This is a genomic window from Paenibacillus sp. Leaf72 (genome assembly GCF_001422685.1).
GTDB lineage: Bacteria > Bacillota > Bacilli > Paenibacillales > Paenibacillaceae > Pristimantibacillus.
Genome location: NZ_LMLV01000033.1, coordinates 219,864 through 238,314 on the forward strand (window position 1 = coordinate 219,864; position 18,451 = coordinate 238,314).

Consider the following 18,451-nt stretch of genomic DNA (forward strand, 5'->3'; position numbering starts at 1 on the left):
AGCAAGCTCCTTGTTTTGGTTATCATCTATTCAAAATGCATTTGCTCAAAGGGCAGTTCAAATTGGGTTTGCTTAAATGAAATACCCTGCAAGTCTTTGGGAGCTACAATCGTAACGCTGCCATTGGTAATGGGAATAAAGACGGCTTCATCATGAACGATCGTTAAAATATCCGCATACAACGATTTCCGTTTTTCCTCATCCAGCGTGACCATTACTTCATCAATTTTCTTGTACAGCTCATCCGCTTGGTTGATGCCGCTTGTCGTGTGGTAATAAGCCGACTCGGAAGTAAAAGCGGAAATGGTGCTCTGCGGGTCGTAGGCGAGTCCCCATGTTTGATTGAACAGCAAATCATAGTCTCCCGTAGCTCTTCTGCTTGCAATGGAGGAAGATTCTTCGCCGATAAGCTCCAACTGGACCCCGATCTTTTTTACTGTGTTTTGAATGAACTCGGCCTCTGTTTTTTGCGAGGAGGAGCTGACGTCATAATAAAGCTTCATCGCTAATGGCTTGCCGTCCTTCATTCTAATCTCGCTGCCATTCTTCTGCATCCAGCCTGCTTTCTCCAGTAGCTGCTTCGCTGTATCCAAATTAAAGCCGCGTTGCTTTAGCTCGACATTGGCATAATGGACGTTAGCGGAAAATAGCGTATGGGCTGCTGTTTCCGTACCGCTAAAAATTTGCTTGCTGATCGTTTCTCTGTCAATCGAATACCAAATGGCTTCACGAACAGCCGTTTCATGGGCGGGATTATCCGCTTTGCTGCTGTTGGCAACGATCATTTTCGTATTCATCGCTTTGCTTCTGACAAGCTGGAAGTCGCCCGAATCCATTAACTGATTCATCGCCTCCACATCAATGCTGTCTGAGCCCCGATCATCTGTAAATATAAAGTTGACCTCTCCCTTTTGCAGCGCCAAAAAGGTTGTCTCCCCTGCCGGAAGCACCTTCGCTGTAATGTTCTTCACCTTTGGCGCACCGCCCCAATAGCTATCATTCGCTTCGAATACCGCATATTGATCGGTTTTATGTTCGGTCAGCTTATAGGGCCCCGTGCCGTTATGGCCGCTTACGCCATCTTTCGTTTCCCCATTAACAAAATCTTTGGGCGAGATGAATACATAGGGTCTAGTCATCGATAATTCAAGCAATGCCGGGTAATACGGCTCGGACAGCACCATTTCAAACGTATACTCATCGAGTACGCTTACGCTCACAATTTTCGTCGAAAGCTTGATCCAGGCATGCTTGCTTGCATTGCTTTGCACCGCTTCTATATTCTTCTTTACCGCATCGGCGTTAAATGGCTCGCCATCGTGGAATTTCACATCTTTTCTTAAATGAAAGGTGTATACTTTGCCATCGTTAGACACTGTCCAGGACTCGGCAAGCAATGGCTTGATACCATCCTCCGTGTTTTCAACTAATGATTCGTACACCATCCCTTGCGCTGGCAATGAGCCGGGATACAGATGGGGGTTCATATCATTAATATCTTTTGCTGTGGCGTACACCAGTTCCTTGCCTTGATCCGCTGCTTCTGTTTTTGCAGCATTTTCAGCATTTCCAGCATTACGATCATTACCGCCACTGCAGCCTGCCAATAATACAATTGAAACGATTAATGCCGATAATAAAACAACGATTTTTCTTGTCATGTCATATCCTCCTGTATAAGTGCGCACTCCATCACCTGTGTTCTATGCTGCTGCCGATTTCACTGCAGATCATCTTCAAATCTTCTTCAAAGCTCTGGACAACGAATGCATCCGATATTTTTTCGCCTTTAAGCGCTTGGGCAGCTTCCTCGATTTTATGTTCATAGGCTGCAATGAATTGATCAAGGGTTGGGCAGCTTGAGCCTGCGAATCTTGCAATGCCCTGAATGATTTTTATCCGATAATAATCCTCCTTGGGCATTCGTGGAATATCCCAATATTGCTCTTGGTTGACGAAGATTTGACGAATGGGAACGGCGGAAAAATCGAAATATTTCCCGTCCTGATCCGGCTCCGAGAATGGGTCGATTAACAGCGACGTATAGCGTATGTACAATAAATACTCTTGATGGATCGTCTCCAACTGAATAAAATTATCGATATCATGACGCGATAAGCTCTCTAATCTAACCGGATAATTATCATCGATCATGAACTTCAGCAGATTTACACCATTCAAATTCAGCTTTTCGATCACATTCGTCATCTCTTTCCACCCGGCCAGCATATCGCGAATTAAATATTGCGTAATAGGTCCTTCGGGAAACATTTTATATACATATTTCCTTACAGCTGAATGGCCGAAGATAACGTTTAGTGAGAAAGGGTTCATAAACAATGGCGGATGGACATAGAGAGAGATGTTTCTCGTCTCCGCCTCTATGGGACTGCTCATGACTTCCAGCCTAATGCCCAATCGTTCAAATAATGCACAGAGCCTTTCTACATGGGGTGAAGCATTGTTCGAGGAGCCAATGAAAACCTTTTTCTTAACCCCTGTCGTCAACACATGATTGGTTGGCTCGCCGCTCTTCCAGCGTGTATCGCCAAGGTAGGTAGAAAAGCTGATGATGTCCACATTTACATTTGGCAAAATCGTATTCATATAATGGCGTACTAAGCTGTTGGAGCCGAAGGTGGGCGAAATTAATACGATGCACCTTACTTGTTGGAGCAGTTGATCATTAAGCTGCTTCAAAACCTCCATATACGCATCGGTTGTGACAGCAAAGATCAGCGTATCCCATTCTCCCGTCATGCTGCCATATCCATCATAAACATGATCGATGATACAGCTGCCTTCCATCTGCTGATGCTTTTTATTTTGAACGTCTACCCTCACTTGATTTTGGCTGTGCTTAAGTGCCGTAAAAAAACGTTCCGAACGAGCCGACTTTCTGCCAACAATGCCAATACAGCTGTTCAAATCCTTTTTTAGCGTGACGGCAAGCTGAATAGAAGCGGGCCCCGTGCCTACGATTAACACGCGTTGGAATTCACTCATATAAACCTCCTATTGGATCATGATTAAGCCTGTGCTTTTTTTAAATCTAAGAATTACGCTTGTACAAAGCTATATCAAACACATGGTCAGGACGCAATATGGTGTCAACCAGCCTCCACCTTCCTTCATCCACCGCTTGCATAGGGTAATTGAATAAGGACTTCAGTTGATCGCCGTATCTCATCGCCACGACCACTTGCTCATTCGTTAAGTCATATAATTGCTCCAGCAGCTCGTATTTATTGGAAACGGTTGAGCTGAAAATAATATGGGTCACATCCTTGATGATATCAAGCTGCTCTATGAACGATTTTTCTAACCGAATGTTTAATTCGCTTCCTAATTTATGTATCACTTTTCGTCCTAGCTCGATAGCTTCCTCATCGATATCAATGCCGACTACTTGTGCGCCCGTCCGCTTTGCGATAAATAATGGCGTCATGGGGAACGAGCCTGAGCCAATCAACAATACGATGGATCCCTCCGTGACCTGAAAGCTGCCAAATTCTTGTTCAATGCAGGACTCGATATTTTTAAAATAATCGGTATTGTCCACTTCTCCATCCAGCAGCTTCAAGGCGCGATATTTTTCCATAATAGCGACGCATAACGAAGACATCTTCCTTAGGTCAGCGAGAAGCAGAGGAAGCTCATTACCGACTTGCTGCTCCAAGGCTTCCCATGATGCTTTGTTCCCCTCGTCTAGGATGAAAGCTGAATAGTCATCTATGACCCGCTCTAGCTCCGAGCTTTTATGAGACGTGCCGTCATATCGCTTTACTAAATCCGTAAACCGTTCTCGAAACAAGGTCAAGCTTTGTTCAAATGTCGTTAACTGATTCATTCCCTTCTCCCCCATACCCATTAATCGTTATACAGAAATAAATGCTTTGCCTTGTGCTACGATTCCAACAGATCCTTCAATTTTCAAGCTTGTTACTTCATCTTTATAGCAATCAGCCATTACATGAATCGTGCCGCCGGGCTGCTTAACTGGTGCAGCAATAGCTCCTTTGTTTTTCCAAGACAGATATGCGCCAAGTGAAGCCGTACCTGATCCGCACCCTCGCTCCCATATCATGCTGTCTAAAGAAGGAACGTAAATGAGCGGAGCCATTTCATTAGAGTCAGATTTAAACAATAATATGCCGATCAAGTTGGCTCCTAACGTTATGCCAAGCAGCTTGGCTAGTGATTGTGCTCTGTCCTTCTCGGCCCTGTCGAACTGCTCTACTTCAATGACAATATGAAAAAAATCATCATAGCGCACAATGACAATATTCAAATCATCGCCTTCATACACAACGGTCTTCTGCTCGATTTTTCGAGGCATAGGCATCGCCACTTGGCAAAAAAACTCCTCTTGCATTTTTTTCACTTGGCATGTCACTAATTGATCGGTTCCCGACGCTTCTAATACGATTTCCATTAAATCGCTTTGATTGATTCCTTGTTCAGAAGCAATAAATGCAGCCAGCGCCATACACGCATTTCCGCAAAACTCACCTCCCGCCATTTGCAAATAGGCAGCAGCACCGTGCTTGGGCTGTTCGATAAAGCCTACTTGTTCAGCATAAACATGGTCATAAGACATCATTTTTGAAGCAATTTGCTTGTACTCGGAAGCGGCATGATTGGTTTTCACAAGAATGGTCATATTTTGCGTGGGGTTGAACTTTACAAAATCGATTTCTCGTTTCATCATAACTACCCTCTAATTCAATTTTTTTGATCCAGCGCTCCTCTTGCTTTATTGTTGCTTAATAGTAATAATTACTATTAACATTCGAGTACATCATAACCATAATTTGGAGCACTGTCAATGATGAAAATAGACAGATTGTGCTCGGACTAGCAGCTCCAAAATGGAACAATCAAAAAAACCCGTCAAGAGCCTTGATCTCACAAGGCTCTTGACGGGTTTTAACTTCTGACGCTTTGACGTATTTTACGCTGAAGCATCGTCTATTAACGACTACTATCAACGACTGCTTCGCAAGGCTTCGGAACTTTGAGAGACTATGACCTCTTTTCTTGTCCGATTGACCATATAAATGCCAAGAGAAACGAACAGCAGGGCCACGAGATTTTTAAACTCCATAATCTGTTCACCGAGAAACAATGCGGATAGCAAGGTCCCGAACACAGGAATCAGGAAGTTATAAACGGACACCTGCCCGACTTTGTTATATTTAAGCAGCAAATTCCACAGACAGAACGCGGCCGAGGACAGCAGCGCCAAATAAATAAGGTTGCCTGTCGACTCCGGTGTAAAATGCGTCACACGGCCCCCAAGTCCAAGGCCCAGCAAGGTTAGAGCCAAGCCGCCAATGAGCAAGCTGTAGCCTGTCACTAGCAAAACATCAATGGTAGCTGTCAGCTTTTTGGCATAAATGGCCGTGATGGAGAAGATGAGGGCTGCCACAATGACGAACCCCTCCCCTTTAAAGGAAAAGGAAAACTCCAGCAAATCCGTATGGAAATTCACAACAATAACGCCGATAAACCCGAGCAGGCAGCCGAAAATTTTATTTTTGCCCAGCTTGTCATTTTTATAAAGGTAATGGGCCAAAATGACGCTGAAAAAGGTCGTCGTTGCATTCATAATCGAGCCTTTGACGCCTGTTGTATTGCCTACTCCCACATAAAAAAATATATATTGGAGACCTGTCTGCAGCAGGCCCAGAACGAGCAAGCTTGTTAGCTGGCTTTTGGATAAGGAAAGCACCTTCTTGCCCGTGGCCCGGAATAACACCAGCAGCAACAGCCCTGCCAGCACAAAGCGATAGCCGGCAAAAACATATTTTGAAGCGATGTCCTCTGGCATAATATCAAAGGCGAGATAGCCCAGCTTAATAGTCGGATAGGCACTCCCCCATAATAAGCAGCACAAAGTAGCAATTAACGCTACAAATTTCGGATCGCTAAACCTGCTCCGATTACTTTGTTGCATTCCATTGCGTTGTTTCTGTTGATTCTTTTGTTCCTTCTGTTCCTTCACAGCCAACCTTCTCCTCATCCTTTATATCTCAAGCGTCAGCTCTAATGGCGCGCCTTCAACGACCATATCATAATTCGGCACGGCTTGTAAGGAGAAAAATCGAATAAGCCCGGAAAAACCTTTTATAATAAAGGTCCTCCGGGCTTATGGCACAATCAGGAAATCGCTTTCAATTCAGCTCTCCGCACCTTCTATTTCGAAAGAGCATCCCTCTACTTACTTGGATGGCCAGTTGCCATACCAGGCGTAGCCTGTTCTTCTTTCCTGGTCGATATCGCTGAGCTTGTACTTCACTACACCGTCACGGCCCACAAAGATTGGCTTGTTGGTACCAATCTCATAGAACCGCGCCCAGATTGGGGTAGTAACGCTCGGATCGCTGATTACAACAACATCATTGCTCGTTTTCTCGACCCGGATTCCCTTAATTTGTACCGCTTTGAACCAATCTTCAGCCCCTTTAATCGCAGCGGCGATTTTCGTAGTGGACGTTCTCGTTTTCAAAAACTTCACAATGTTTACGCTCTCCTGAGCGGTGAGTGAAGGCACTTCATAAATTCTTGCCCCCGCCGGCTTCAATGTGCTGGAGTCATGCTGCTGGCCCCATGCTGTCAATTTGCCGCTAACTGTAACTTGCGTGTTCAAAATGCAGTCTACCCCTTTATCTACCGCCTGCTTGCTTTTGGCAGCGAGCGTGCTGTCGATAAAGGAGAAATCCCCTTTTTTATTCGCAATTTCATCCAATAAAATCAGGACATTAACCATTGCATTATCATTATAGGTAATATGTTTATGATAGCCAGAGCTTTGATAAACTTGTGGGAATCCTCCATTCGCATATTGCATATTGATTAGAAAATTAATGCCCTTGATTGCCGCTGTGGAATATTTGCTGTCCTTCGTTTTCTGATATTCGGTCGCCAATCTGCGAATTTCCGAGTAAGTTGCCTTATTGTCGATTGTTGACTTGGACCACTCGCCACTAGTTTCTGAGTAATCCTTTCTCCAGCCTCCATCCGCTTGCTGGTTTTTCAAAACATCGGAAAGGCTTGCTGTCGTGCCCGAAGCATCTGCCGCCATCACTGTCGTAAGCGGTTGCATGATTACGGCTGGAACAGAGAGAAGCATGCTAAGAGCTAAAGCTGCGGTTACTGTACTTCTTTTCATTGAACAAAATCCCCTTTCTTTTTTCCTAATAGTTGTAATTAATGATATTTAATTACTTTTTTAGTTTACTGAGTCTCGACTCAATTGTCAATAATATCCTTGTAAAAAATTGTATTTTTGTGTAGAAAGCTGTCTGTCGTTGGCGATTTTCTAACCATCCATAAGCCAAATGAAAATAAATGGAGCACAGGCTTGACCTTAGGGCTGACCTAAGGTATATAGTGAAGCTAATGACAATGTTCCCCCCATAAAATAGTAGGAGCGACATAATGAAAAATGATATTACAATTAGCAGTCTCGCAAAACTCATGCATGTATCTGTTCATCAAATTCGTTATTTTGAAGAAAAAGGAATTCTTCAACCTGCGTATATTGATAACAACCAGTATAGAATGTACGGAATAGATCAGATTTATCGGTTGTCCCATATATTACTGCTGCGCAGGCTCGGTATACCTGTCTCGTCTATTAAGGACTGCTTCTCTACCTATTCTTCCGAGCAATATGAGCAATTGCTGCATACGTCTTTGCTCGAAACCGATCAGGAGATTGCCAGGCTCCAGGAGCTCCAACTTTTAATTCGCAAAGTGCTTCATGAACAGCAAGCATTTAGCACACAGAACAAGCCCTATCAAATCAAATGGCAAAAACCTGTTCATTTGAAGTGCTGGTTCGCCAAGGCTGAACAAACTAAACTTCATGCGAGGCTGCTGTCTGAACAGTCGGACCCTGTTCCGGACTTGTTCGAGTCGGATATTTATTATGTGTATGAACAATCATCTACCCTTAAGCTATGCACCGAAACACCCGAACCCAGCGACCTTGTCCTGCCTTCAGGAGACTATCTTTCCGCCCATTTCCAGGTTAACGACGAGGAAGAGCTTGAACAACGAATCGAACAGCTATACGGTCATGCAGCAGCACAAGCTTATGTTACGGAGGGACCGTTAATTGTCATTGAAAAATCTTATTTATCTTTGTTTAGCCACGACAAACTCCATTATGAGCTGCTCATCCAAGTTGAAACAGCCTTACGTGCCGAACAGGAGACGAAAATATGAAGGTTTCTTCTATTACAATTGAGCCGATGCAGGCCAAATATAATCGGCAAGTCGGCCAATTGCTTGTACACGGCTTTAAAGAGAAATTTTTTAAGCTTTCTAAGCTGAATGACTCTATTCTTGCGCTCTTTTTTGAGAAGCTTCTGGAGCACTTTCCCAATGAGCCCGCAACACATCGAGTAGTAGCGCTGCAAGCTGGTAATATCGTAGGGACATTGTCCATCAAGTGGTGGCCTGAGTCCGAACTGGAAGGAAGCACACCACAGCCTATGCTCCCTTTATGGCGGGAATTCCGTATATTTGGTAAGGGAGCTTTACTCAAACTGCTGCTTGGTTTGTATTTTCTATCGTACAAGCCGCAACCAGGCGAATGTTATATCGCAGACGTAACCGTCCATCCTAATTATCGAGGCGAAGGCATCGGCAAGCTGATGCTGGGGTGGGCGGAGCTTTATGCCCGTGCCCATCCTTCTTTTAATGTCCTGAGTCTGCACGTTTCGAGCCATAATCTGGGCGCCAAACGGTTATATGAACAGCTTTCCTATCACATGCATCGTAAAGAACGCAGCCTGCTAAAGTATATGTTGTTCCATGAATTGGAATGGGAATATATGAAAATTAAGTTGAAATAAAATGAATACCTATTGAGGAGCCGCTATGAAAAAGAAAATGGGCATTGTCCTTATCGTTATTTTATTGATTATAGGCAGTTCGACTTTCTATGTATTGCAGCAAAATAGCTTTGACATTGTAGAGCAAACGATCCAGATTCCCAGCCCCGAAGGCCAATTAACAGGCATACTCGCCATGCCCAAACACGCTTCGGGAAAGCTTGGGCTTGTATTGTTCGTGCATGGTGACGGCCCGATTAATGCCTCTCATAATGACGGATACAAGCCGCTTTGGGAGCGGCTTGCTGCCCACGGCTACGCTTCTTTGTCCCTCAATAAGCGGGGAATTGACGGCTCTGCCGGCAACTGGCTCGATCAGAGCATCGATGACCGGGTAGAAGAGGCGCAGCAAGCTTTAGCGTGGGCCAGAACACAGCCCATGATTGATCATACAAGAATCGGTGCATGGGGTGCCAGCCAAGCCGGATGGGTCATCCCAAAGCTTGCAGGGGAAGAACAGCTTGCTTTCAGCATTTTGGTATCCCCTGCCATCAATTGGCTGTCTCAGGGTCAATATAATACGCGCGAACAAATGAAAAAGGAAGGGTACTCAGAGGACGATATTACAGCCCGGCTAGCATATGAGCAACAAGTCAATGCGCTGTTAAAAAACAAAGCCCCGTACGAGAAATATGTAAAAACAGCTCATCAAGGCGAAATGATGTCACAGGAAAGATGGGCATTTGTGAGCAAAAACTTTTTATCTGACGCCGCTGGCGATCTGGCTAATTTCCGTTCACCCGTGCTTCTGCTGCTCGGAGAGGACGATATTCACATAGATGTAAAAGAGACTGAACAGGTGTACCGCGAGGGCGTGGCCCCTTCGCTGCTCACTGTCGCGGTCTTCCCGAATACAGAGCATTCGATGCTGAGCACGAGCACGGCAGATTCGGAGCTTAAAGCAACTTTTATTAGTCTGTTTGCGCCAAGAAAAATAACCGTCAGCGAATATATGAATCAAATCGAGCTTTTTATAAAACAGCTTCCCTGACTTGATCTGAATGTCAGGAACGAAACCAAAAGGATGCTGCAGTAAAAATAGGAACCAGCTGCGCAATCTCGCGGCTGGTTCCTATCCCTATCCCTATCCCTATTCCTATGACAAAGGCAATTGCACCATTACTTAGCCGGCCAGTTGCCATACCAGGCATAGCCTGTTCTTCTTTCTTTCTCGATGTCGCTAAGCTTGTACTTCACTATGCCGTCCCGGCCTACAAAAATCGGCTTGTTGCTGCCTATTTCGTAAAAGCGTGCCCAGATCGGCGTCTTCACATTTGGATCGCTAATGACAACGACATCGCCGCTCTTCTTCTCGACCCGGATTCCCGTAATCTGCGACGCTTTGAACCAGTCTTCAGCGCCCTTGATGGCCGCAGCGATTTTAGCATCGGATGCTCTTGTTTTTAGAAATTTTACAATGTTTACACTCTCCTGAGCGGTGAGAGACGGCACTTCATAGATTCTAGCTCCGGCTGGCTTCAGCGTGCTGGAATCATGCTGCTGTCCCCATGCCGTCAATTTGCCATTGACAGTAACCTGTGATTTCAGGATGCAGTCTACTCCTTTGTCCACCGCTTGCTTGCTTTTGCTAGCCAAAGTGCTGTCGATAAAGGAGAAATCGCCTTTCTTGTTCGCAACCTCATCCAGCAAAATCAGCACATTAATCATCGCATTATCATTATAAGTAATATGTTTATGATAGCCGGAGCTTTGATACACTTGCGGGAAACCGCCATTGGCATATTGCATATTGATCAGGAAATTAATGCCCTTGATCGCCGCTGCGGAATATTTGCTGTCCTTCGTTTTCTTATACTCACTAGCTAATCTGCGAATCTCCGAATAAGTTGCCTTATTATCAATCGTAGATTTAGCCCATTCGCCGCTGCTCTGTCCGTAATCTTTTCTCCACCCTCCGTCACTTTGCTGGTTCTTCAGCACATTCGAGATGCTTGCTGTCGTACCCGACGCATCTGCCGCCATAACGGTTGCAGCTGGCTGCAGCAGCACTGCTGGAGCCGAGAGCAGCATAGTAAAAGCTAGAGCTACGGATACCGTACTTTTTTTCATGGAACAAATCATCCTCCTAATTTTCAAATAGTTGTAATTTTTGTATCATAATTACCTTTCGAATTATACTTAGATCCTGTTAATTTGTCAATAATATCCTTGTAAAAAATTGTCGCTAGATGTAGAAGAGTGTCTAAACATGGCGTTATATGACATTCGCTATACACCTATAAAGCATGTAGCTCTTCCTCTATACTTTCCCCTAGCATTTTTATGGCAATTGTCAAAAAATCCGCCTCGCTAATTTTAATTTGTCCGAAGCGGAAGCAATAGCCCCAGTTGCGTTTGCCACTCGTAAACGTCAAGTCGTCCAACAGACCCGCGATTTTCACGGTCCGGCAAGGCAGAAAGCGAACGGCCCGCCGAAAGGGAATAAACGATTCCGTCATTTGATGCGGATAAATCCGGTCATCCATCATCTGCCCAATGGCGGTAAACGCCTGCAGCGATTCTCCTCCGTTCATCTCCGTACGCGGCGAATAATAAATGAGCCAATCTCCCGCCCGCATCCGCTTCAGCGCAGCTTCCTTGCCGTTGCAAAGCTGTGCAACCCCCTCCTCCACACCTATCCGCACATGCGCTTCCGAGACGACGCCTATCCAATAGCGGCGCTGCTCTAGCGAATCGCTTGCTACTGCGGCTAAACTATCCTGCTCCATGGACATTGCAAGCTGCGCCGGCTGCTGAGTGTGTCCCCTTTGCGCCAATTGCTCTAACTTCCTCATTACGGCTTTCGCATCATACGCTTCATTTCGTAACATATTTGCTCTCTCCTCGGCCTTTTATTAAGCTAACTATACAAAAACACTACTGACAACAGGTTGTCAGTAGTGTTGATCACCTTCTCTAGCTCGTCCATTTCCTTCAAATTAATTGATGATGGCTCCATAGGATCGCAAGAAAATAACGGCCTGTTCGCTATCCATACGCACCCCCTTCAAATCAAGGCCCTTTAAATCAATTCCATCCAGCTTGGCCCCTCTTAAATCGGCTCCTTTAAGTCTAGCTTTGCTTAAAGAAATTCGGGTCAGATCGGCATCTCTTAAATCCGCCTTCTCCAAATTAGCATCCGTAAAGTCAGCCTCCAAAAAACGAACGCCTCTTAAATCTTGTTTTGAAAATCGGGCATGCCTTAAGTTCGTGTAAGCCCAATCTCCTTGAGCAATCGTAATTCCGTCCATTTGGGCACTCGAAAAGTCGGAGCCTGTCATTTTGCAAGCGTTGAATATGGAAACAAATAGGTTTGCATCGTTGAAATTACAATTTTCGAAGGCTGTCCCCGTATGAACGGAGCCGTTTAAGGATGTTCCGCGAAAGCTGCATTCGACAAAACGACAGTTAGTCGTAACTACTTCCTCCATGGAAGTATTCGTAAATGTGCATTTAGTAAACGTACAGCGAAATAATTCGCCATAACGCAAATCACGTCCATCAAACGGAACCTCATTATAAGACTGCTCCTTGTATTGGTACAAAAATAACCCTCCTGCCCTATTTTATTGCTTCTTTTTGGATTCTGCCTTTTTCTTCGATGACTTTGTTGATTTTTCTGGCGTTTTTCGCTCAGCTAGTACAGCAGCCAATTGATCCGCCTCTTCTCTGAGCAGCTTTTCTTGCTTCGATTGATATTCCGATATAATAAAGTTTTGGAGATCAGAATTGTTCATTTGCAGAAATTGAGCAAAAGCTTCCGGATATTGGAATGATTTTTCCCCAATTGCATTTGAAAATAAAACGTTTATTTTCCCGTCTTCCTTGCCTACTACACGCCCAATACCAAATTTAATATGGGTAACCGGTTGATCCATCATATTCATTGGATTCGTTTCCTTTCAGCTCAGCTCGCAAATATTGGCCGGTGTAGCTCGCTTCGCAATCGGCTACCTCCTCTGGGGTACCTGTGCAAACGATACTGCCGCCATGTGTACCACCTTCGGGGCCTAAATCGATGATATAATCTGCGTTTTTAATCAAATCCAAATTGTGCTCAATAACAACTACCGTATTCCCGCCATCGACGAGTGCATGTACTATATGAACCAGTTGATGCACATCCGCCACATGCAGCCCTGTCGTAGGTTCATCCATAACATATAGGGTTGAGCCTGTAGCCGGCTTCTGCAGCTCTGCTGCAAGCTTCACTCGCTGTGCTTCCCCTCCTGACAACGTCGTGGAGGATTGTCCCAGCTGCACATACCCCAGTCCTACCTTGCAAAGCGCTTCGATCTTTTTACGAATTTTAGGAACGTTGCCGAAAAATGTGACCGCTTCATCCGCTGTCATTTCTAACACTTCCGCTATGCTTTTACCTTTATAGTGAACCTCCAGCGTTTCACGATTGTATCGCTTCCCTTTGCATACATCACAGGCTACAAATACGCTAGGAAGAAAATGCATCTCCAGCTTCATCATTCCGTCGCCGGCACATGCCTCACAGCGGCCCCCCGATATATTGAACGAAAATCTTCCCGGGCCGTAGCCACGAACTTTCGCTTCATTTGTCAGGGCGTAAAGAGATCTAATTTGGTCAAAAAGTCCGGTGTACGTAGCCGGATTGGAGCGCGGGGTACGCCCTATCGGGCTTTGGTCAATGTTAATGATTTTATCTAAAAAATCGATTCCTTGCATTTGCTGATGATTTCCCGCACTCATGTGGGCATGGTTGAGCTCCGCAGCCAGCCTTTTATAGACGATTTCATTGATTAAGCTTGATTTTCCAGAACCCGAAACCCCCGTCACACATGTAAAGGTGCCCAGTGGGATGGAAACATCAATAGCTTTCAAATTATTTTCTGCTGCGCCGATAATCGTTAAAGCTTTTCCATTGCCTTTGCGCCTGTATTCCGGGACGGCAATTTGTTTTTTGCGAGATAAATATTGGCCAGTTACCGAGCTTGGCTCCTTCGCAATATCGTCAAGCGTTCCTTGCGCAACAACATAACCGCCATTTTTCCCGGCGCCGGGCCCAATATCTACAATCCAATCTGCCTGTCTGATTGTTTCTTCATCATGCTCAACAACAATGAGCGTATTCCCCATTTCACGCATGTCCCCTAATGCCGACAACAGTCGCGCATTGTCTCGTTGATGAAGGCCAATGGAGGGCTCGTCTAAAATATATAATACGCCCGTTAAGCCCGAACCGATTTGCGAAGCTAATCTAATGCGCTGGCTCTCACCCCCGGAAAGAGTGCCAGATGTCCTTGAAAGCTGTAAATATTCCAAGCCTACATTGTTCATAAACTGAAGCCGGGAACCAATTTCCGCAACGATCAATTCAGCAATCGCCGCCTTCGTTCCAGGCAGCCTCAAATTCGCAATAAAATCAAGGGCAGCAGAAACAGATAACCTGCAAAATTCAGCGATGTTCATACCGCCAACCGAGACAGCAAGCAGCATGGGCGCAAGACGGTCTCCGTGGCAATCTGGGCATGGCGGCGCAAGCGTTTCATCCACAGCCTCCTGCTGCATCCCAGCAGCTCCCTTAAAAGAGGCCGCTTTGACTTGAAAGCCTAGCCCGGAGCAGGTCCGGCATGCCCCTTCTTGGTTATTGAATGAAAACATGCGTGGCGTTAACTCGGCTAATGACACCTCGCAGCGTGGACAGCTGTAGCTTTGTGAGAAGGAAGTCTCTTCCCCGCTGTCATACTGATAAATAAGGACGATATCACCAGCTAGCGAAAACGCGGTTTCAAGGGAATCGGTCAGCCGCTGTGCATCATCTGCTTTCACCGTAAGCCGGTCAACGACAATTTCCACCGTATGCTTCTCGTTTTTATGAAATGGAATATCATCATCCAGCTGATAAAAGGAGCCGTCCACCCGGACACGCGCATAACCGCTAGCCTTGGCGTGCTCCAGTATTTTACGGTGCTCGCCTTTTTGCTTTCGCACGATAGGGGCAAGCACTGCAAACCTCGTTCCTTGCGGCAAACTATAAATTTGATCAACGATTTCATCAACAGATTGCCGGCTAATTTCATCGTTGCAAACGGGGCAATGCGGCGTTCCGACTCTGGCCCACAGCAAACGCAAATAATCATAAATTTCCGTAAGTGTCCCGACGGTAGAACGCGGGTTGTTGGAGGTCGTTTTTTGCTGAATGGCAATCGCTGGCGAAAGCCCTTCTATGGCGTCAACATCCGGCTTGCCGACTTGTCCCAAAAAATGCCGGGCATACGCAGATAATGACTCTACATAACGTTTTTGGCCCTCCGCATAAAGGGTATCAAACGCCAAGCTGGATTTGCCAGAGCCGCTCACTCCAGTAAATACGACGATTTGATCACGGGGAATTTGAATACTAATGTTTTTTAAATTATTTTCCCGCGCACCACTAACCTGTATAAAATGCTCCATCTGCTAACCTCCTAAATGACTCAAGCAGGTTGTAAAAAGCTCAAATAACCGTTTTCCGCCTGCGGCGTCTGTTCATGAAAAAAATCAACGGATAGCTCTCTAAAGCTGGATATCCGTTGATTAAGTCTCTATATCATTTATATCTCGAATGAACTAGGCAGCTTTTACACGTTTAATAAACAGTCCAACGATGGCCCCTGCGACTGCAACGAATAGGACAAACACAAAGGCATCCTGAATGCCTGCCGTAAGCGCGGCTGGTGTAAATGTCGAACCGCTTTCCCCAGCTGCATTTTGCATATAGTGATTGGCACCGGATGTCATGACGCTAACCGCTACAGCCATGCCAATCGCGCCTGCAATCTGGATGAGCGTATTCATAATCGCTGTTCCATCCGGATGCATATGGCGAGGTAGCTGATTCATCCCATTCGTCTGGGCTGGCATCCACACTAATAAAACACCGATCATGAGACAAATATGCAGCATGACAATGAACGCAATCGTGGATACAGCCGTTACAGCCGAGAAGAACCAAATCGTAACCGCCGCTAAAAAGATGCCCGGTATCACGTGCCATCGAGGGCCGAATTGGTCGAACAGACGGCCAAAACAACAAACATCGGGTGCTTGAATGCTCTTAAATTCATTAATGGCTGCTTCATCATCAATTGCCGAATGACGAACAATACGAGTGAAAGCCCGCCAACAGCTAGTGGCACAATGACGTTCATGCTGCTCCAGCCAGCTTCACTTTCACCGGCATTGCCAAAGCCAAACACAATGCCACCGAACCCGGCAGTCGACAATACAAGAGATAACAAGTCGATGCGCGGTTTGGTAATGGCAGATACATTTTGCATATATATGAACCCAACAAGCGATGCAATTAGCATAAGAACGAGGGATAGCCAGAAAATCCAGTGCCAGCTTAAATGGGCAATCATCAATCCGGAGACGGTTGGACCTACAGCAGGTGCAGCCGTAAATACGAGTGTCACAAGTCCCATGGCAAAGCCACGCTTATGGGGCGGAAATATAATAAGCACCGTATTGAACATAAGCGGGAGCAGAAGTCCTGTTCCGATCGCCTGGAAAATACGGGCTGTCATCAGCACCTCGAAGCTGCCTGAAATTCCCCCAATACCAGCATCTTTATCTAGGAAATCAGCTTGCGGATCACTTCATGGAGCGGAATCATGCGGCGGCCAAGCAGCTTTGGCGGGTCGTCACTCTCGATTACAGCCAAGCTATTTGCAGGAACTAGCTGCAGCAATGATTCGACGATCAATGATCCAAGCTGACCCGTTGCTCCGGTTACCATTAATTTCATCTTTTAATACCTCCATATCCCTTATAAATTTGGATTTGTTCGTTTATGTCCGTCGACATAATTAAAGTTATCATATAGAATTATGACAACAGTATGTCATAGTTTTTTTCGCAAAAAAAAATAAAAAATAAGGATGAATCCCTTGAAGATTGATCGACTATTATCCATCGTTATGCTGCTGCTTGAGCGTAATAAGGTCAGTACTTCTACCCTTGCCAAAATGTTTGAAGTCACTCCTCGCACGATTTTCCGAGATATAGAAGCGATAAATAGAGCCGGCATTCCCATTATTTCTTATCCGGGTGTTCATGGCGGTATTGGCATTATGGAAGCCTACAAAATAGAAAAAAAGCTATTTACCGTTTCGGATATAACGGCCTTATTAATTGGGCTTAACAGCATTCAAGCTTCAATGTCCAGTGAAGAAATTTTAACTACGATTGCGAAAGTAAAGGGGCTCGTTTCCGAAGAGCAAATGAAGGATTTTGAAAGTCAAATTTCTATTGACCATACGCCCTGGCTAGGCAACCGTAACGTAAAGCCGAATTTCGAGGAAATGAAAAATGCGATTCATGAGAAGAAGCTATTGTCGTTTAAATATTCTGACCATAACAGCAAGCGGACGCTGAGAAAAATCGAGCCCTACCGTTTGGTACTGAAAAATTCAAACTGGTATTTACAGGGCTATTGTATGGCCAAACAGGATTTTCGCACATTTAAATTATCTCGCATTTCAGCTCTTAAACCTCTTAATGAAAGCTTTGTGCCTAGGGAAATTGGGCCAGAGCTATTCGAAATGGCTGAAAAACATACGATTACCATTAAGCTTCTAATTGATGAGTCGCTTCGCGACTTTATGGTGGAGTACTGCGGGGAGCAAAACGTCGAGCCTCATGGAGGAAATAATTTTGTCGTTTCCTTTCCATTCAATGAAAATGACCTTGGATACGGTTATTTACTTGGCTTTGGCGATAAATGCGAGTGCCTGGAGCCTGAACATGTGCGTTTAGAGCTTATTAAGAGAATTAATCATTTAGTGGATACTTACAAGCTGCGTGCATTCCCGCAGGTGGACCATGAGAAATAAGCTTGTAACAGCTTTTGAAAGCGGCATAACCTAATAAACCTTAAGCAAAAAAAGCGTGAAGCTTGGACGAAATACGAGTGTCCAAGCTTCACGCTAAAATTGAAATCTTGCATGCCCACCGTCTGCTATGCCTTCAATGCGCTCCAGCTCCAGCAGCTTGCGCTTCATCTCCAGACCTCCGCGAAAGCCAGTCAGCTTGCGGTCCGCCCCAACAATTCGGTGGCAGGGCAGCAAAATCGGAATCGGGTTGGCGCCATTCGCAGCACCGACAGCCCGTACTGCCGTAGGCCGTCCGATGGCAGCCGCAATATCGCCATAGGTTCGAGTCTCACCATAAGGCACCTGACCAAGCGCGGTCCATACTTGCTGTTGAAAGGCCGTCCCGATTAAATCGAGCGGTATTTCAGCAAAGGAGCTGCGTTCCCCGGCAAAATAACGCTCCAGCCATTCCACAATGCCTGTCCGTCTAATCGCCTCTGCATCTTCCCGCGGCTCCTTGCCAGGCGCTGCTTTGTTCATCCAATTGCGCCAGCCTTCCAGCTCCTCATGTGGGAATACTACACGGCACAGCCCCCGCTCGGTTGCAAGCAATAACCACCTTTGCTTGGCAAGCTCCAGCTCCATCCACATCATATCCGTTCTCATCAGCCCTCGTCCTTTCCTAGCGAATGTTATGAAAAAGAAACCCATAGACTG

17 protein-coding genes and 1 pseudogene are annotated in these 18,451 nt (G+C 45.5%); 4 read left to right on the plus strand and 14 right to left on the minus strand.

The window, feature by feature from the left end:
• Positions 1 to 26 precede the first annotated feature (26 nt).
• The 6 genes from cntA to pelA (ASF12_RS28295) all read right to left on the minus strand — a co-directional run bounded on the left by cntA (position 27) and on the right by pelA (ASF12_RS28295) (position 7,174).
• A complete protein-coding gene (cntA, locus tag ASF12_RS28270) occupies positions 27 to 1,661 on the minus strand; it encodes a staphylopine-dependent metal ABC transporter substrate-binding lipoprotein (RefSeq protein WP_056041835.1) in 1,635 nt (544 codons plus the stop codon).
• A 31-nt stretch (positions 1,662 to 1,692) separates the two neighbouring features.
• The gene (locus ASF12_RS28275; protein ID WP_056041837.1) at positions 1,693 to 3,006 is read right to left on the minus strand and encodes an opine metallophore biosynthesis dehydrogenase; all 1,314 of its coding nucleotides are present in this window, start codon (positions 3,004 to 3,006) and stop codon (positions 1,693 to 1,695) included.
• 46 nt (positions 3,007 to 3,052) lie between these two features.
• Positions 3,053 to 3,850, minus strand: a complete 798-nt coding sequence (locus tag ASF12_RS28280; RefSeq protein ID WP_056041839.1) for a methyltransferase domain-containing protein — start codon at positions 3,848 to 3,850, stop codon at positions 3,053 to 3,055.
• Between the two features lie 27 nt (positions 3,851 to 3,877).
• Complete coding sequence (locus ASF12_RS28285) at positions 3,878 to 4,708, minus strand: hypothetical protein (RefSeq protein WP_056041841.1); 831 nt, start codon at positions 4,706 to 4,708, stop codon at positions 3,878 to 3,880.
• A gap of 279 nt (positions 4,709 to 4,987) precedes the next feature.
• A complete protein-coding gene (locus ASF12_RS28290) occupies positions 4,988 to 6,007 on the minus strand; it encodes a DMT family transporter (RefSeq protein WP_235533310.1) in 1,020 nt (339 codons plus the stop codon).
• Between the two features lie 216 nt (positions 6,008 to 6,223).
• Positions 6,224 to 7,174, minus strand: a complete 951-nt coding sequence (pelA, locus tag ASF12_RS28295; protein WP_056041843.1) for a pectate lyase — start codon at positions 7,172 to 7,174, stop codon at positions 6,224 to 6,226.
• 269 nt (positions 7,175 to 7,443) lie between these two features.
• Between pelA (ASF12_RS28295) and ASF12_RS28300 the strand changes: the two genes are divergently transcribed.
• The 3 genes from ASF12_RS28300 to ASF12_RS28310 are packed head-to-tail and all read left to right on the plus strand — an operon-like array spanning position 7,444 to position 9,897.
• Entirely contained in the window at positions 7,444 to 8,235 is a 792-nt protein-coding gene (locus ASF12_RS28300; protein WP_056041845.1) for a helix-turn-helix domain-containing protein, read from the plus strand.
• A complete protein-coding gene (locus tag ASF12_RS28305) occupies positions 8,232 to 8,867 on the plus strand; it encodes a GNAT family N-acetyltransferase (protein ID WP_056041847.1) in 636 nt (211 codons plus the stop codon). The genes ASF12_RS28300 and ASF12_RS28305 overlap by 4 nt, the downstream gene beginning before the upstream one ends.
• Before the next feature lie 25 nt (positions 8,868 to 8,892).
• Positions 8,893 to 9,897 carry an alpha/beta hydrolase family protein gene (locus ASF12_RS28310; RefSeq protein ID WP_056041849.1) on the plus strand — a complete coding sequence of 335 codons (1,005 nt, stop codon included), beginning with the start codon at positions 8,893 to 8,895 and terminating at the stop codon, positions 9,895 to 9,897.
• Positions 9,898 to 10,025: 128 nt separating this feature from the next.
• On the opposite strand, the gene pelA (ASF12_RS28315) is transcribed toward ASF12_RS28310, so the two are convergent.
• From pelA (ASF12_RS28315) to ASF12_RS36705, 7 genes and pseudogenes are all read right to left on the minus strand, one after another.
• Positions 10,026 to 10,976: a pectate lyase gene (gene pelA, locus ASF12_RS28315; protein WP_056041851.1), complete on the minus strand. Its 951-nt coding sequence runs from the start codon at positions 10,974 to 10,976 to the stop codon at positions 10,026 to 10,028.
• 167 nt (positions 10,977 to 11,143) lie between these two features.
• Positions 11,144 to 11,641 (minus strand): EVE domain-containing protein, encoded by a 498-nt coding sequence (locus ASF12_RS28320; RefSeq protein WP_081419113.1) that lies wholly within the window; start codon positions 11,639 to 11,641, stop codon positions 11,144 to 11,146.
• A gap of 204 nt (positions 11,642 to 11,845) precedes the next feature.
• Positions 11,846 to 12,451 carry a pentapeptide repeat-containing protein gene (locus ASF12_RS28325; protein WP_056041853.1) on the minus strand — a complete coding sequence of 202 codons (606 nt, stop codon included), beginning with the start codon at positions 12,449 to 12,451 and terminating at the stop codon, positions 11,846 to 11,848.
• 21 nt (positions 12,452 to 12,472) lie between these two features.
• Positions 12,473 to 12,793 (minus strand): hypothetical protein, encoded by a 321-nt coding sequence (locus tag ASF12_RS28330; RefSeq protein WP_056041855.1) that lies wholly within the window; start codon positions 12,791 to 12,793, stop codon positions 12,473 to 12,475.
• A complete protein-coding gene (gene uvrA, locus ASF12_RS28335) occupies positions 12,759 to 15,335 on the minus strand; it encodes an excinuclease ABC subunit UvrA (RefSeq protein ID WP_056041856.1) in 2,577 nt (858 codons plus the stop codon). The genes ASF12_RS28330 and uvrA overlap by 35 nt, the downstream gene beginning before the upstream one ends.
• A 153-nt stretch (positions 15,336 to 15,488) precedes the next feature.
• Positions 15,489 to 16,480 (minus strand): annotated as a pseudogene (locus ASF12_RS34085) (MFS transporter); the annotation flags it as partial.
• 14 nt (positions 16,481 to 16,494) lie between these two features.
• Complete coding sequence (locus ASF12_RS36705; RefSeq protein ID WP_442952561.1) at positions 16,495 to 16,668, minus strand: hypothetical protein; 174 nt, start codon at positions 16,666 to 16,668, stop codon at positions 16,495 to 16,497.
• Positions 16,669 to 16,810: 142 nt separating this feature from the next.
• Between ASF12_RS36705 and ASF12_RS28350 the strand changes: the two genes are divergently transcribed.
• Positions 16,811 to 17,755, plus strand: coding sequence for a helix-turn-helix transcriptional regulator (locus tag ASF12_RS28350; RefSeq protein WP_056041862.1), 945 nt, complete (start codon positions 16,811 to 16,813; stop codon positions 17,753 to 17,755).
• A gap of 93 nt (positions 17,756 to 17,848) precedes the next feature.
• Here the strand turns inward: ASF12_RS28350 and ASF12_RS28355 are convergent, their stop codons facing one another.
• On the minus strand, positions 17,849 to 18,400 hold the full coding sequence (locus ASF12_RS28355; protein WP_056041863.1) for a methylated-DNA--[protein]-cysteine S-methyltransferase: 552 nt from the start codon (positions 18,398 to 18,400) through the stop codon (positions 17,849 to 17,851).
• Positions 18,401 to 18,451 lie beyond the last annotated feature (51 nt).

Coding starts and splice junctions, on each gene's coding strand:
- cntA (WP_056041835.1), bottom strand. CDS start 1,661: ATGACAAGAAAAATCGTTGTTTTATTATCGGCATTAATCGTTTCAATT.
- ASF12_RS28275 (WP_056041837.1), bottom strand. CDS start 3,006: ATGAGTGAATTCCAACGCGTGTTAATCGTAGGCACGGGGCCCGCTTCT.
- ASF12_RS28280 (WP_056041839.1), bottom strand. CDS start 3,850: ATGAATCAGTTAACGACATTTGAACAAAGCTTGACCTTGTTTCGAGAA.
- ASF12_RS28285 (WP_056041841.1), bottom strand. CDS start 4,708: ATGAAACGAGAAATCGATTTTGTAAAGTTCAACCCCACGCAAAATATG.
- pelA (WP_056041843.1), bottom strand. CDS start 7,174: ATGAAAAGAAGTACAGTAACCGCAGCTTTAGCTCTTAGCATGCTTCTC.
- ASF12_RS28300 (WP_056041845.1), top strand. CDS start 7,444: ATGAAAAATGATATTACAATTAGCAGTCTCGCAAAACTCATGCATGTA.
- ASF12_RS28305 (WP_056041847.1), top strand. CDS start 8,232: ATGAAGGTTTCTTCTATTACAATTGAGCCGATGCAGGCCAAATATAAT.
- ASF12_RS28310 (WP_056041849.1), top strand. CDS start 8,893: ATGAAAAAGAAAATGGGCATTGTCCTTATCGTTATTTTATTGATTATA.
- pelA (WP_056041851.1), bottom strand. CDS start 10,976: ATGAAAAAAAGTACGGTATCCGTAGCTCTAGCTTTTACTATGCTGCTC.
- ASF12_RS28320 (WP_081419113.1), bottom strand. CDS start 11,641: ATGTCCATGGAGCAGGATAGTTTAGCCGCAGTAGCAAGCGATTCGCTA.
- ASF12_RS28330 (WP_056041855.1), bottom strand. CDS start 12,793: ATGAATATGATGGATCAACCGGTTACCCATATTAAATTTGGTATTGGG.
- uvrA (WP_056041856.1), bottom strand. CDS start 15,335: ATGGAGCATTTTATACAGGTTAGTGGTGCGCGGGAAAATAATTTAAAA.
- ASF12_RS36705 (WP_442952561.1), bottom strand. CDS start 16,668: ATGAAATTAATGGTAACCGGAGCAACGGGTCAGCTTGGATCATTGATC.
- ASF12_RS28355 (WP_056041863.1), bottom strand. CDS start 18,400: ATGAGAACGGATATGATGTGGATGGAGCTGGAGCTTGCCAAGCAAAGG.